12 protein-coding genes and 1 riboswitch are annotated in these 15,257 nt (G+C 39.9%); of the genes, 10 read left to right on the top strand and 2 right to left on the bottom strand.

Translation table 11 applies throughout. The features are described from left to right. Positions 1–393: 393 nt before the first annotated feature. The 4 genes from QUF94_RS24580 (at position 394) to QUF94_RS24565 (ending at position 7,158) form a co-directional block, all read left to right on the top strand. Positions 394–3,159 (top strand): GTPase domain-containing protein, encoded by a 2,766-nt coding sequence (locus QUF94_RS24580; RefSeq protein WP_289318157.1) that lies wholly within the window; start codon positions 394–396, stop codon positions 3,157–3,159. Positions 3,160–3,256: 97 nt separating this feature from the next. Further along, a riboswitch (SAM riboswitch) is annotated at positions 3,257–3,362 on the top strand. Positions 3,363–3,480: 118 nt separating this feature from the next. Further along, on the top strand, positions 3,481–4,593 hold the full coding sequence (locus tag QUF94_RS24575) for a sugar ABC transporter substrate-binding protein (RefSeq protein ID WP_289318156.1): 1,113 nt from the start codon (positions 3,481–3,483) through the stop codon (positions 4,591–4,593). Between the two features lie 56 nt (positions 4,594–4,649). Next, the gene (locus QUF94_RS24570) at positions 4,650–6,152 is read left to right on the top strand and encodes a sugar ABC transporter ATP-binding protein (RefSeq protein ID WP_289318155.1); all 1,503 of its coding nucleotides are present in this window, start codon (positions 4,650–4,652) and stop codon (positions 6,150–6,152) included. A 1-nt stretch (position 6,153) separates the two neighbouring features. Next, on the top strand, positions 6,154–7,158 hold the full coding sequence (locus QUF94_RS24565) for an ABC transporter permease (RefSeq protein WP_289318154.1): 1,005 nt from the start codon (positions 6,154–6,156) through the stop codon (positions 7,156–7,158). A gap of 178 nt (positions 7,159–7,336) precedes the next feature. Here the strand turns inward: QUF94_RS24565 and QUF94_RS24560 are convergent, their stop codons facing one another. Next, entirely contained in the window at positions 7,337–7,960 is a 624-nt protein-coding gene (locus tag QUF94_RS24560) for a nitroreductase family protein (protein ID WP_251431985.1), read from the bottom strand. Positions 7,961–8,084: 124 nt separating this feature from the next. Here QUF94_RS24560 and QUF94_RS24555 point away from each other — a divergent pair, with 124 nt between their 5' ends. The 3 genes from QUF94_RS24555 (at position 8,085) to hmpA (ending at position 11,271) form a co-directional block, all read left to right on the top strand. Continuing rightward, the gene (locus QUF94_RS24555; protein ID WP_289318153.1) at positions 8,085–8,435 is read left to right on the top strand and encodes a winged helix-turn-helix transcriptional regulator; all 351 of its coding nucleotides are present in this window, start codon (positions 8,085–8,087) and stop codon (positions 8,433–8,435) included. Between the two features lie 343 nt (positions 8,436–8,778). After that, positions 8,779–9,762 (top strand): ketoacyl-ACP synthase III, encoded by a 984-nt coding sequence (locus tag QUF94_RS24550; protein WP_289318152.1) that lies wholly within the window; start codon positions 8,779–8,781, stop codon positions 9,760–9,762. A 288-nt stretch (positions 9,763–10,050) separates the two neighbouring features. Next, entirely contained in the window at positions 10,051–11,271 is a 1,221-nt protein-coding gene (gene hmpA / locus QUF94_RS24545; protein WP_289318151.1) for an NO-inducible flavohemoprotein, read from the top strand. A gap of 450 nt (positions 11,272–11,721) precedes the next feature. Here hmpA and QUF94_RS24540 read toward each other — a convergent pair whose 3' ends face one another. After that, a complete protein-coding gene (locus QUF94_RS24540) occupies positions 11,722–12,078 on the bottom strand; it encodes a hydrolase (protein ID WP_289318150.1) in 357 nt (118 codons plus the stop codon). A 195-nt stretch (positions 12,079–12,273) separates the two neighbouring features. Here QUF94_RS24540 and QUF94_RS24535 point away from each other — a divergent pair, with 195 nt between their 5' ends. From QUF94_RS24535 to QUF94_RS24525, 3 genes are all read left to right on the top strand, one after another. After that, positions 12,274–12,984, top strand: a complete 711-nt coding sequence (locus tag QUF94_RS24535) for a hypothetical protein (RefSeq protein WP_289318149.1) — start codon at positions 12,274–12,276, stop codon at positions 12,982–12,984. Between the two features lie 189 nt (positions 12,985–13,173). Further along, positions 13,174–14,409 carry a S1C family serine protease gene (locus tag QUF94_RS24530; RefSeq protein WP_289318148.1) on the top strand — a complete coding sequence of 412 codons (1,236 nt, stop codon included), beginning with the start codon at positions 13,174–13,176 and terminating at the stop codon, positions 14,407–14,409. 268 nt (positions 14,410–14,677) lie between these two features. Then, positions 14,678–14,992: a hypothetical protein gene (locus QUF94_RS24525; protein WP_289318147.1), complete on the top strand. Its 315-nt coding sequence runs from the start codon at positions 14,678–14,680 to the stop codon at positions 14,990–14,992. Positions 14,993–15,257: the final 265 nt, after the last annotated feature.

Below are 15,257 nucleotides of genomic sequence, written 5' to 3'. Positions count from 1 at the left end.
ATGAACGTTCAAATGGGATTTTAGTAATGAGTGAAAGGTTCTAGTGTGGCTTCGTATATTTACCATTTATTAGGTGGTTTGAAGGTTGGACTCCTGGTAATTCAGTGGTAAAAAGAATGCTTCGCCCACTTTTTCAAAAGTCGGTAAGGCTAAAAAAACATTTTTTCTCGAATATGGGAATGACATCTCTGTATCTGTTTATTAAAATCATTACAGTTCCACTTGTTTCTGTTTTAAAATTGTAAGAGTGGTGACATGTTGTTACCATATTGTTTTGTTAAAATAATATTTTAAGGTTTTGTAAATAATTTTTTAACTAAAGGAACCTATAAAATTGCATGGAAGGTCTTCTGGAAGGCTTATCAAATCGGTGATTATCCTTTAATTGAAAATATGAAATATATCGGGGGAATAAAGATGGACGAACGGCTGATCGGGAAAAAATATTATGAAACGATGATTGAGGATACAAGGAAGCATCCCATTCAAGCTTTGGGTGAAATGTTTCTCGTGGAACAAAAAAAGGAAAGGGCGGATTTAACCGCAATTCGCTTTGCTCAAGGTGAAGTATACTTTCAGCACCATGACTATGAGGCAGCCATTTTCAAATGGGAAAACATAGAAGGTGAACTTGGTTCATGGGCGAAGAAAAACATCGCCGATGCTTATTTTGAACTGGAAATGTATTCAACCGCGGAGGATATTTATAAATCCGTCGATACGAATGAAGCAGTTTTGAAAACGGAGGTTCTATTGCAACTGTTTTCCCTGTACATAGTGGAATCTAGAAATGATTTGGCTTCCAAAGTCGTGAAAGAAGCAGTCGAGTTTCAACCTGACTACCCGAATGTCACGGAAATAGCACGCGCCTTTTTTGAAGAACAAAAGGATTGGAACAGTGCAGTGGTATTAGCGGCAAATGAAAGTATCCGGACAGAATCAATGGGCTGGTTCGATGTGCTTAAAACGTATATCCAGCAGGGTGTTGCCCAATCGATGGATCCGGATTATTTTTCAACTGTCCTTGGTTCGCTATACACACTGGACCAGGATCGCTTCGAAAAAGTGACGGTTGCACTTTGGAAAAATTATAAATATACGGATTCTTATTTTGAATGGCTAAGAGTGATTAATAACTTGATAGATACCATCGAATTAAACCAAGGGGATGTATGGGATGAGCTTTCCGTCTATTACAGGGATGCATATGCAGGTCTATTAGAAGGAACGCACCTAATCAAAGATTTAAGCCCCGTCGTGCCAAGGTTGCTGGAAAACTGGCTGAAAATCGCAGATGGGGAGCTTTCGCTGTTTGCAGCGGCATCCGCGTTGTCCTGGAATGAAATCTTCCCGGATACGATTAATGCGCTTGTCATTCAGGATGCAGAAAGCCTGTTGGCAAAATCGCCTAAATTGGGAGGCGGACTGGAAGCGGGAGAGAAACTGTTCAATTCTATTATCCAATGGGCTGAAGAGAATGATTTAAGGGTGGGCAATAAGCTTAAATGGATGGTCGAAGGGCTTAAGGATACTAATAATTTCAATCTTCTTCTTGTGGGAAGTACAGGAAATGGCAAGACATCCTTCATTCAGTCAATTGTTGGCGAGAGCATTGCTGCCGAAGATCATTCATCCCTAGTCAGTGTCAAAGACGGGGATGATTTGGAAATCCTAGAGATTACAGATACAGATAGCAAAGTGGTCATGGAGCTGGCTGAATTGGATGAAACACGCCGTCAGCGCGGGACTATTGTCGATGTGACGATTATCAGTGACTACCTTAGAAATAATGGTCTGCGATTATTGGATACACCGGGGTTCAATGGGGAGAAAAGCGTGGAATCCGATTTCCAAGGCTATTTACATGGCAGTGATGGCCTGATGTTCGTTCTTGATGCCAGGGCGCCTTTCACCGGCAGTGAACGGGATCTATTATTGGAAATTCAAATGATGGCTCCGAAACTGCCTATCCATTTCTTATTGAATAAAATGGATACGATATATAGTGATCAAGTCGCAGTCCGGATGGAAGACGAAACATGGGATAAAGTGAATGCATATTTCCCGAATGCAAAAGTATTCGCTTTCTCCAAACTTTATGACAGCAAGCAGCAGTTGAAGGACCTTTCAGCATTCCTTCAATCGAATTATCAAGATGATAATTGGAAAGAAAGAAGATCTGAAAAAATCCTAGCGTTCATTCGTAAAACTTTATCTTATCTGTTAGAAAAGCGGGCAGCCAATGAACGGAAATGCGAGCATTCCATCTCTTGGAATGAACAGATGGAGGTCAAACTGAATGGTGCGGTCAATCAACTGGCGGATTTGGAAAAAGAAAAAAGTGAAAATATCATAAGGTCTTATCGTTCGCTTAAGGATGAAGTGAAAAGTCAGCTTTCTTCTAAAATTCCTGAATTGCTGAGGGATTGCTCTAAATCGTTAACGGAAAGCAGTGATTTCAGTCAGGTCCATGTACAGTTAAACCAGGAAATGAATGAGCGGATTCAAGCGTTCATTTCTGACAAGATCATGCCTCAATATTACCGTTCTCTTCAGGATTGGATTGCCAGTTCCCAAATGGAGTTCTCACAAAGCCAGCAGTTTATGGATGAAATGAGTGCCGGTTTCAATGAATTATACAAAGAAGAACGGATCACGCTGGCAGGCGACTTTAGGGTATTGGATGACTGGCGCCGTGATGCCGACCGGATGACAAGCAGTATCCGCATCGAAAACGTTAATATCCTTTTGCGCAGAACTCCATCGCAATTGCTGCTTAAAGGAGCAGGGAAGCTGTTTGGGGCGATACCGCAAAATAAAGCCAATATGTATAATCGTTATAAGAAATACCTGGAAAGTGAAGATTACCTGGATGTTGCCGAAATGATCACGGAACGTTTCCTTACCCAATTTGGATTGTTTGAAAAATCTTTGGATCGGGACATCTCACTTTTCTATCGCAGTTCCTTTGCCTTACTTCAAAAAACGATAGAGCAAACGCAGACAGAAATCAAAGACTACCAGGCTGCATTGGAGCATATGAAAGAAAATCCGGAAGTTTACCGTGACCCGATCACTTTGTTCGAAGTGAAATTACGTCAGTTGGAGAGACTTGAAAAAATCGAGAAAAAGCGTCTAGCCCAGCTGCAAAGAAAATGAAAAATAACGGGGAACATTTTAAATATTCGAAAAACTATTGACTTTACGACTATATCCCTATAAAGTGATAATTACGAAAAACGTAACACAATATATTCTCTTATCAAGAGTGGCGGAGGGACTGGCCCTAAGATGCCCAGCAACCGTTCCATTAGGAATTGGTGCTAAATCCTGCAAAACAGAAATGTTTTGACAGATAAGAGAGGGATAAGTCTGCAAAACAGCTGATTAAACCTCTCTATATTAATAGAGAGGTTTTTATTTTGGGATTTACACCAACTTAACTGATAAGACTAATAAGAAAATATGGAGGGGAACAAGATGAGAAGGTCTATTAAAGGGATATTCATTTCAGCCATGGCTTCGGCTTTGCTTTTAACGGGTTGCTCTACTGGGCAGAGTTCCACAGAATCGAAGAAAGAAGAAAAAGTATCATTTGAAAATGTCCCGGAAAGATTTGCTAATGGGGAAGGAGCCAAAATCAAAGTGATCCGTAAAATTGGCGGTGATGATCATACGGCCCAATACTTAGCAGGAGCGAAGGAAGAAGGAGAAGCACTGGGGTTTCAAGTGGATACATATACAGCCAATGGTGATACGGCTAAATTTCATGATGCGATCGCACAGGCTTTGCAGGAAGATTATGACGGCTATATCATCTCCCATGGTGATGATGCAGCAACAGTGAATGACGTTCAAAAGTTGGTTGATGCAGGCAAAAGCGTTGTTACATTCGATTCAATAAGCGATCTAACTAAAATAGAAGGCGTAACATTAACATCACAGGATGATGAAGCGTTGGCAACACTGGCTCTTGATAAACTGATAGAAGAACAGAAAGGTGAAGCGGCAATTGCGTATCTTTGGGTGGATGGTTTCCCTCCAATGGTGAGAAGAAATGCAGTTTATCAGGAAAAATTAAAAGAAAACCCTGGAATTAAAGAAGTCGAAAGATTCGGAGTGGCGTCTGCAGATACTTCGGTTCAAACACAAAATGCTGTAGCCGCAATGCTGAATAAATACCCTAAAGGTAAATTGGATGCCATTTTCGCAACATGGGATGCCTTCGCTATCGGTGCCGCCCGGGCAATTAAAGAAGCGGGACGCGATGAAGTGAAGATATACGGAATTGATGTGTCGAATGCAGACCTTCAGGAAATTCAATCAGCTGGCAGCTCATGGTCCTACACGGCAGCAGTCGATCCCAAGTTGATCGGTGCAGTGAATATGAGGATATTGGCGAAAAAATTAGCGGGAGAAGAAACGCCGCAAACCTATGACTTAGAGGCTTCACTTATTTCACAAAAGGAAATCCAGGCTTCAAAAGAAGCGGTAAATATGGCAAATCTGTCTGGTATTGTCGAAGGATGGGGTGTATCAGCGGAATTTGAAGAAGATTGGATGAAAGTTTTGAAAGATCATTACAAAAAGTAAAAGGGGACACTCTCTTTCCAGTGAAGGGAGTGTCTGTTCAATAAGGGGGAATGGACATGGGCACGCAACTAGAAATGAAGAAAATCTCGATTGAATTTCCGGGGGTGAAGGCGCTTAGTGAAGTTGATTTTTCTGTACAATCAGGGAAAGCCCACGCATTGGTCGGTGCTAATGGAGCAGGGAAATCGACGTTAATGAAAGTTTTATCGGGAGCCCATGTTCATTATTCAGGTGACATAGTCATTGATGGGGTGAAGCAGGATATCCGCTCACCAAAAGAGGCGCAGGAACAAGGCATTCAAATTGTTTATCAGGAAGTGGATACGGCCCTCATCCCTTATTTAACCGTTGGGGAAAATGTGATGTTGAATGATATGGTCCAAAACATGGGAAAAAAACAGATGGTCCAATGGAAAGAGCTGCACAATAAAGCTTCTTGTATTCTTGAAGATATGAAAATTCGTGTCCCTTCGAAAAAGCTGGTAAGAGACCTTACCTTGGCTGAAAAACAGATGGTCCTGATAGCAAGAGCCGTTTCGACAGAATGCAAATTCCTAATTCTCGACGAACCAACTGCTCCGTTAAGTCATACGGAGACGACAGAGCTTTTTCGAATTGTAAATGAATTGAAGCAAAAAGGCGTGGGAATCATTTTCATTTCACATCGTCTGCCCGAGATTTTTGAAATATGTGAGGAAATTACGGTCATGAGGAATGGGGAGCGTGTCACTTGTCGAAAAATGGAAGACATCACCCGTAACGAAGTGGTAGAGAATATGCTCGGGAAAACCATGGAGGAACAGTTCCCTGAAGTGAATTCTTCGATTGGCGACGTTATTCTTGAAGTGAAGGGATTGTCAGATGCAGAGAAAGTTAAAAATGTTAGTCTCCATATTAAAGCAGGAGAGATAATCGGCTTGGCAGGGTTGGTCGGGGCTGGGAAAACGGAGCTGTGTAAAACCCTTTTCGGTCATACTTCGATCACAGCGGGTGAGGTCATCCTGAATGGCCGAAAGCTTTCTTTGAAATCACCGCACCATGCAGTAAAAAGCGGCATGGCACTTGTACCTGAGGAACGCAGGAAAGAAGGGATCCTTGTTCAGGAATCGGTCGCGGCGAACTTGACTGCAGCCAGTATCGGCAAATTCTGCAGAACATTCGGTTTCGTGGATCGTAAGGCGGAAAAGGAAAAGGCGAAAGAAATGATCGCCAGTATCGGAATTAAAACTCCTTCCGGGGAAGTGAAGGTCGAAAACCTTTCAGGCGGTAACCAGCAAAAGGTTGCCATTGGAAAATGGCTTATTGCCGATGCGGATGTATACATATTCGATGAACCGACGAAAGGGGTCGATGTTGGAGCCAAGAAGGATATTTTCGAATTGATTGCAAAGCTTGCGAGGAATGGAAAAGCGATCATTTATGCCTCATCCGAGCTTTCCGAAATCATTGGCATTACCAACCGGACATATGTGTTATATGACGGGAGCACTGTCATCGAATTCGAAACGAACAAAACGAATGAAGAAGAACTACTATTCTATTCAACAGGAGGAAAATAGGATGAGCGTACCCATTCCTGTTACACAGACAGCGAAAGCAAAGAAAAAGGTGGAACTATTCGACTTTTTCTATAAATACGGCACAATATTGACGATTATCATTCTGATTGGAATTTTTGCCGTGTCCAATCCATCTTTCATTCAAACTACTAATCTGATCAACATCCTGCGTTCCATTTCAATCGTGACCATCATTGCGATCGGCATTACGATATCCCTTACGGTGGATGGCTTCGACCTTTCCGTCGGTTCCGTCGCATCATTGGCCAATGCCATCGTCATATCAATGTTTGTCTGGTTTTCGCAGGATACATTTATCGCCATATTAGCTGCGATCGGTGCCTCACTTGTCGTAGGGGCTTTAAATTCGTTCATGATCGTTAAATTGAGAATTCCCGACATGCTGATGACATTGGCCACCATGTTCATTATCCAGGGAATTGCCCTTACCTATACAAAAGGGGCCACGGTTTCGCAAAATATGGTCATGCCCGATGGGACCTTCGCAACAGGTCTTATCAGCCCGCTTTTCGCCAAAATTGGCCAGGTACCATGGATAATCCTGATCATGGCAACCATTGTGATAGCGACCCATATCTTTTTGACTTATACGAAGCATGGTCGTTATATGTACATTATTGGCGGAAATAAGGAAGCGGCAAGACTTTCCGGGATATCGGTTAATAAATACAAAGTTCTTGCCTATCTGCTTTCGGCTCTATTAGCTGCAATTGGGGGGATTGTCCTTGCTTCAAGGGTCATGACATCGGAAATCAATTCAGGGTCCCCTTATTTAATGGATGCCGTTGCAGCAGCCTTCATTGGTTCCTCCGTTTTAGGAGCGGGAAAACCGAATGCCTTTGGAACCTTCGTCGGTGCAGTCCTGATCGGAATCCTTCAAAATGGGCTGATCATGATGTCAGTTCCGTATTATGCGATGGATATCGTCAAAGGAACAGTGCTGGCCCTTGCGCTCGCGGTAACCTATTACAAACAAAAACACTAAAGTGAATCCGTCACGTTAATATGACTATATGATAAGTTGCATGTAGATGATATAAGAGACTGGTAAACTCGTGGTGAGTTTTAACGAAAGAATAAGAAGATAGGGGAAGAGGGGTCTTTTTAGCCCTCTTTCCACACTAATTTCCAATATCCAAATTTTAAAAAAGTAATTACACTCACTATATTTTGTTTTTATAAATGACTTTGTTAACATCGTGTCTTACTGTTTTGTGACCTTCTTTAATTCCTTTCCCCATGGCAATAAGCATAACATCTAAATACCTATCAGAAATTTTTAAGGCTGACTTTAATTGTTCGGAATCATACCCGGACATTGTAATGGTTTCAAGACCTGCCTCGTTCGCTAATAAAACTAACGACATTGACGCCAGGCTTGCGTCTCTTATTAATTCAACCTTTAAATCTTCTTTTGACTTATTTAGATAATAATTGATTGCCGCGTTTGTTAGATAATCTCTTACTGATGCGTCAAAATAACCTTTTTGAAACTCATCCTCATGTATCATTATGATATTTTCTTTTTCAAATGCTTGATAATCACCTAGTATAACAATCAGTACTGATGCTTCAATTACCTGTTGCTGATTAAAAGCAATGGGCAGTAACAAATTCTTTAAATATGGTTCATCTATAACCAGGTATCGTGTTGCTTGAATATTGTTTCCGTTAGGCGATTTACTGGCTCCTTCAATAAATGTCGCCAACGTTTCTGGACTAATTTTATAATGGGGATCATACTGCCTTACTGAACGTCTTTTTTCTATAATCTCTCTTACACTCATCGTGTTCACTCCCAATGTTATATTTGCTTCATAATCAGAGTATAATGGACCATGATGTGGTAGAAAATAACGCACAATAAAGTGGCATAGCCACCTTTATGTGCCTATTCAGGGGGAATGAGTAATGAAGAGTCTAAATACTGGAATAAATATTTTCATGAATACTGTAGGAGGAAAGTGGAAATGCTTAATCCTCTTCTTTCTGAGTCAAAAACCAATGAGGACGAAAGAGTTTTATATTCTAATACCGGCCATTACCCAGAAAGTCTTAACCGACCAATTAAAGCAGTTGGAAAGAGATGGGCTTGTCCGAAGAGAAGTATATAAAGTAGTACCACCAAAGGTAGAATACAGTTTAACTGAGTTAGGTCAATCCTTTGTACCTGTATTAAATACAATGTGTGAATGGGGCAATACATATGCAGTCGAACAAAACCTCGAAAGACAAGAACAAATCTGTCGTCATCATAAATAAGTAAGAACTGCATGATGTGTGTTGCCTTACTTCAACTAGGAGTATGGCTTTTCTTTTGACAAGATCAGTGATGGGAAGCAGGATTTATTCAAGCTTTAGTATATTTGTAAGAAATACGTTATTAGAGGAAATGTCTTGAAGATGAACTTTTTGGCAGTCTCTCTAGAGATTGTATTAAACTAACAGGTGCTTTACTTTAAAGTAGTTGTTTTGCCGAGCTCTTTTTCTTATGGTTTTAAAGGAACAGGTAGTTGCATAAGATTTTTTTTACTTTATAATTAGTACCAGGTATTAATATCAGTTATAAAAATGATGCAATTCATAAACACGAGGTGGTTATTTTATGTTCAAATCCAAAGCACGTATTACTGCGATAGGTTCTTATGTTCCAGAAAAAAGGTTAACGAATAAGGACTTAGAAAAGATGGTTGAAACCAATGATGAATGGATTGTTAAACGTACTGGTATTAAAGAGCGAAGAATTGCACATGAAGAAGAGTTTACTAGTGATATAAGTTATAAAGCTGTAAAGGATTTAATGGAACGGTATGATAAATCTGTCGAAGATGTTGATATGATTATTGTCTGTACCTTTACACCTGATTTCAACACGCCAAGTGTAGCTTCTTTAGTCCAAGCAAAGCTAGGTATTAAGAATACTGGAGCTATTGATTTAAACGCTGCTTGTGCAGGATTTACTTATGGGTTGCATGTAGCTAATGGATTAGTAACATCTGGTTTAAACAAGAAAGTTCTTGTTATTGGAGCTGATACTTTATCTAAAATTATGGACTATGAAGATCGAGCCACTTGTATTTTATTTGGAGATGGTGGAGGAGCAGTTCTTGTAGAATATGATGAACAACAACCAAGTTTCATTTCTTCACATTTATATTCGGAAGGAGAAGGCGGAAAAAATTTATATAGTACAAACCTATCGACACGTATAAATGGTGAAGACTTGAATAATAGTGGTAACCTTGTACAAAATGGACGTGAAGTTTATAAATGGGCTGTTACTACTGTTCCAAAAGGAATGCAAACAGTGATGAAAAATACTGAATTTCAATTGAATGATGTTGATTGGTTTGTTCCGCATAGTGCAAATTTAAGAATGATTGAGTCAATATGTGATAGAAGTGGCTTTCCAATTGAGCGTACTTTATATAGCTTAGTGGAGTATGGAAATACTTCTTCAGCAACAATACCATTAGCTTTAGATATAGGAATAAGAGAAGGGAAGCTCAATAATGGTGAGAAGATTTTATTATATGGTTTCGGTGGTGGGTTAGCACAAGCAGGATTGCTTATCAATTGGACCCTATAACACTTTTTTCTACTACTGATCAGCAGCTTTGTTCTTATTGATATAAAGGGTCAGTTTAAGTTATCAAGGATACTAAAATAACAAAAGACACCATACTAATAGGTATGGTGTCTTTGAATTATCTTAAGGGAGTTCAAAATCTCCAAATGGGCGGAAGCCCGCCTTTAGTAAGAAGTTTGGGTTTGTTAGTGATAAGTGAACAGGGCCAAAATATCATGTTTACTCCAATACTTAGTGGGAATGCTATTTACAGTATATATCCCTGAAATTTGAGGAGGAAATTTTAACATGCTTGATGCTAAGACCATAGAAATCGTTCAGTCAACAGCACCTGTTCTCAAGGAACATAGTAAACCAATAGGAAAGAGATTTTATGAATTACTATTTTCAAAAGCTCCTGATTTGTATAACCTTTTTAACCAAACGAACCAAAAAAGAGGAATTCAACAAGAGGCCTTGGGATATGCTGTCTATGCTGCAGGTGAACATATTACGAACCTTGAAGCGATAAAACCTGTAATTAAAAGAGTTACTGAGAAACATCGTGCCATAGGGGTCAAGCCTGAACAGTATCCGGTTGTAGGTGAAACGTTGCTTCAAGCAGTTAAAGATGTGTTGGGTGACGCAGCCACAGATGAAATCATAGAGGCATGGGGAAAGGCCTATGGCTATATTGCAGATGCCTTTATTGATATTGAAAAAAACCTTTATGAGGAAACAGAACATCAGCCTGGTGGATGGGAAGGATATCGAAGCTTCAATATCGATAAAAAGATAAAAGAAAGTGATGTGGTAACCTCCTTTTATCTAAAGCCTACAGACGGAAAACCCATTGCCTCCTACCATGCTGGGCAATACCTAACACTTAAGGCTAAAATTCCTGGCGAGAAATATACGCACATACGCCATTACAGTCTTTCGGATTCACCTGGAAAGGATTACTACCGAATTAGTGTTAAACGTGAAGATGCCCATGGAGATGCTCCATCTGGAATTGTATCTAACTATTTACATAGACAGCTGCAAGTTGGAGATACGCTGCAATTTTCTGCTCCAGCAGGTGACTTCGAACTGGATAACACCGATTTACCCGTTGTTCTAATTAGTGGCGGTATTGGCATTACACCTTTGCTTAGCATGTTAAATACCATTATAGAAAAGCAACCACAACGTCAGGTTACGTTCATCCATGCAACAAGCAATAGTCAAACACATGCTTTTAAAGATCATCTGCCACAAATAGTGAATGAACATCAACATATAAAATCATTTGTAGTCTATGGTGCACCAACAGAAGCCGATCGAACCTCTGGGCATTTTGATAAAGAAGGATACGTTGGTTTAGACTTCCTGCAATCTATCGTTCCATCAAAAGAAGCTAATTTTTATTTCTGCGGACCTATTCCTTTTATGGAAGCAATCAATGAGGCCCTAAATAAATGGAGTGTATCGAAAGACCGTATTCATTATGAAGTATTTAGTCCACTCGCTATTTTAGGAGAAAAATAAGTAAACTATATTTGTGGATAAAAAAGGATCTTTCATTGAAGTGAACCCAAAAAGTTAGACACTTTATTTACTTAGGCAGCCTTGAGGGCATGAACCCGGAAATCTACCGGGCTCATGCCTTTTAATTTTACCTTGATATGTTCTTCTAGTGCTTGTTTGAAATGCTTTCTTTCTTGTACAATAGATTTATGTTTTTTCCTTACAAGTACTCTAAAACAGCATGTAATTTTCATTTAAAAAAACTGCACCTTTACTTAACATATTTCTCGGAAGCGTCTGTTTTCTCTATGGAACCGATCTCTTGTTTGTTTATTGCATTTTCAGCTATATTCAACTTTTTTCTCATAGGGAAGTAATAAATAACAGCTGGAACAACTAAACCAATAATCCAAGCGATATCTGCCCCTTCAAAGGCCTTGGTACCTTTGAATTTTAGGTTCTGTTCATTTTCTATTTGAACTTTTGCACTTCTTCATTTCCCTCGAATTTGTTGTCTTTCAATATGCCGATTTCTTCAATATGGTTTCGCGCCGTTTCATCGCCAAATTTATAAATGAGGGCATAAAGCTTTTTCATGGCTGCATCGTATTTATCATTTGCCCGGTCATGATGATAGAGAAGGTATGGCACATGTGAACGGGCATATGCCTCCAGGTCATCAGTCCGGTGTTCCTCCAAGCATTGTTTCAATTCTGCAAGTTCCTCATCAGTTGCGTGTACAGTGAAGCTCGGGTTCTCTTCAAGTTTTTGTCCGAGTACATCGCCGCTGACCAAATCAACATGATAGGTCTGTTTTTCCTGCATCATTCTGCTCATCATCCTTTCAAGCGTTTATCTATTCTGTACCACTATTTGTAAAAAGTTAATCATAAAAGTAAACATTTCCTTAATGAAAATGATAGGAAATAGAGGTATCGAATTTCATATCAAATGGTTTAAGATGGATTTATAGAATGATATGGAAGAGTAACTTTGAGGAGTGATATTGTGAAGAGGTCAATCATGGTTATTTTTATGGTGTTGATTGCTTCAGGCTGCGTAACAAGGAATTATGATTCCAATATGGATTTAGGGAAAAGTCAGTTGAATGAGGAAAATTATTTAGAAGCCCACGAGGCATTTGAATTAGCTTATAAAGAAGCAGAAACACCGGAAGCAAGAGAGTTAATGGATCTTTCAGGTTTTCTGGCGAGTGGAATGAAGAAATACGACGAACAGGATTTTGATTCGGCAAAAAGAGATTTTAAAGAAGCAACCGCATATAAAGCAAAATATCGGGAAGGGAAACTAATGGTTTTAAAGGCGGTGGAAATGCACCCGGTATCAGACTCCGCCACGTTAGAAACAGTAGAGGGAAATGACGAAGTGGAACCGGTGGAGGAAGCAAGTGAGGACGGGACCATTGGATCCAAAGTAGATGATAAGGCGGCAACGGATTCAAAAGGAAAAGTAGAATCGGTAAAAAGCAAAGAAGGGAGTAAGGATTCGGCTAGTCCCTTAAGTAAATCTCAGGCGGAGAAGCTAGTGAAGGATTACGTGGACATGAAAAACTTTCCACATTTGCAAATCGAATATGATCATGATGCCGAAAAGGGAGATTACATTTTTCAAGTGTTCGAAGTGGATGCAGGCAGTCAGAAAAATGGCCACAAAGCTACTTGGGGCTGGTATGGTGTGAATAAGAAGACAAAAGAAGTGTATGAAGTCATGTAAGGCTATAATGTCGAATTGAAAGGGTCCCCTGTGGAGGCCTTTTTATTTTGTCGGACTGCAAAATATCATATAGCTGGATTCGATAATTTTTTTGTGAAAAGGTGGCCTTATTCTTTATTTCTTAAGAATTTTTTAATATTTACTGTTTATGATTGAGCCAAGTAAAGGACAATCATAGGAGGGATAATGATGGAGAATAATAATGGCGATGAGCAAGTCAGAGTGAAGACAGAACGGAAAAAGGGCAAGTCTATATGGCTAACTGGCCTTGTTTCCGGAACGGTTGCTTCTATGGTTACATCAACTGTATTTTTATTTGGCGGGGACTTTATAGATCAAGGGAAAAGTTCAGTGAATGAGTCAAGTCAAACGGCAGGTGTAGAGCAAACGGAAAGCGGTGAAAAGGATGGGAGTGTCACGGCAGAAAAGTTATCGACTAGTACGGATTCTAATGATAGGGCAGAGATGGTTGAATCAGCATCCAAATCGATAGTAGGGGTCGTGAATTTACAGGAGATTCAAAACCGGTACCCATACCAGCAGCAAAGCACGGGGAGCGAAACGGTTGAGAGCGGCACTGGTTCAGGGGTCATTTATAAAAAAGCTAATGGGAAGGCCTATATCATCACGAACAATCACGTTATTGAAGGAGCTAAGGAAGTCGAAATTTCATTGTATGATGGGAAAAAGGCAACGGCAGTGGTTGTCGGGGCTGATGCATTGACGGACCTAGCGGTTTTGACAATTGATGCCTCGAAAGCACCTGAGGGAATTAAATTCGGGAATTCTGATAGCATGCGTCCAGGTGAAGAAGTATTGGCGATCGGTAACCCTCTTGGACTTGATTTTTCACGTTCCGTTACACAAGGGATCGTCAGTGCTACCGGACGCTCCATTTCAGTCGATACATCGGAGGGGGAGTGGGAACTTGATGTCCTTCAAACAGATGCAGCGATCAACCCTGGCAATAGCGGCGGCGCATTGATCAACACCGCTGGGGAAGTGATCGGCATAAACAGCTTGAAGATTTCCGAAAGCGGTGTGGAAGGCTTAGGGTTTGCCATACCAAGTAATGATGTGATTCCGATTGTTACGGAACTGATTGAAAACGGAAAAATCACGCGACCGTATTTAGGAGTAAGCTTGGCCAGCATAGAAGAACTGCCACAGTATTATCTTCAAAATGTTCCTGAAGCTGCAAAGTCGGGTGTCATGGTTACGAGTATAGAAGCGGGGTCGTCAGCGGCGAATGGAGGGCTTAAGCAGCAGGATATCATTGTGGAGATTGATGGAACGAAAATTAAAACGACAGAAGAATTAAGGAAAATTTTATACACAGATAAGAAAATCGGCGATAAAGTAAAGGTTAAAGTCTATCGGGGGACTGAAGAGAAAACGGTAACGATAACCTTGCAAAACTCATAGATAGAAGGAAGGCCTCTGATTGATCATCAGGGGTCTTTTATTTGAAAATGTAGTTAAAAAGTTTTTAATAGTATTGAAAGTGTTGATATCGGAAAAAATGATAGTGTATTTATACTGTTTATCAGATTTTTCATATAGTCTCGAATACCTAAAAGTGAATAGCGGCGTCTTCTATTTGTCAAGGTTTACATTATAGATATGTTAAAAAATAGAAAAGATTTGACAAATTTGTGAAATGTCATAAAATAGAAAGAAAGGGGATGAAATTATGGAAGCTAATCAGAAGATGTTGGATGCAGTGAAATGGGTATCGGGCACAGGTTGCGTAATCGGAATTATTATTTTTGCTTTAAGTTTTTTTGTAAGCGATTACAATAAGGATTATATATTTACCGCTGTTGGAATCGCCATCACACTAAGCGCAGCTGCCATTTTTCTAGTTGGTATATTTTTTGTCCTGACAGAAGAAATGGTAATGAATACACATAAAGGCCAAAGAATTGAATCGGAAACGACTAAAATCATAAAAATGAAATCAAAGGCTAAAACTCAAACAAAAAGAAGTACAGAATTCAGTAACTAAAACGAGGAATATAGCGTAATACACTGGCTTTCTATCATCAGATTCACTTGTATGGATGAACAAAACGAGTTGTTCGTTGGCTTGCAGAATCTTAGCCAATTTAACCCCAAGTATTGAATGCGCTTTCATTCCGTGTGTTGCTTGTACATCCAAACCAAACTGCCTGCACGCCAGGAAGTTCTCACCTTCAATTTTAAACTATATCCACGAGAAAAGGACACTTTTAAAAAGTCCTTTTTTCGTGGATTTTTTTATGTGTTTTTAC

It is taken from the genome of Peribacillus sp. NJ4 (genome assembly GCF_030348345.1).
Taxonomy (GTDB): domain Bacteria; phylum Bacillota; class Bacilli; order Bacillales; family DSM-1321; genus Peribacillus.
The sequence above is the reverse complement of the archived record's forward strand: the minus strand, read 5'-3'. Positions and strand labels throughout refer to the sequence as shown.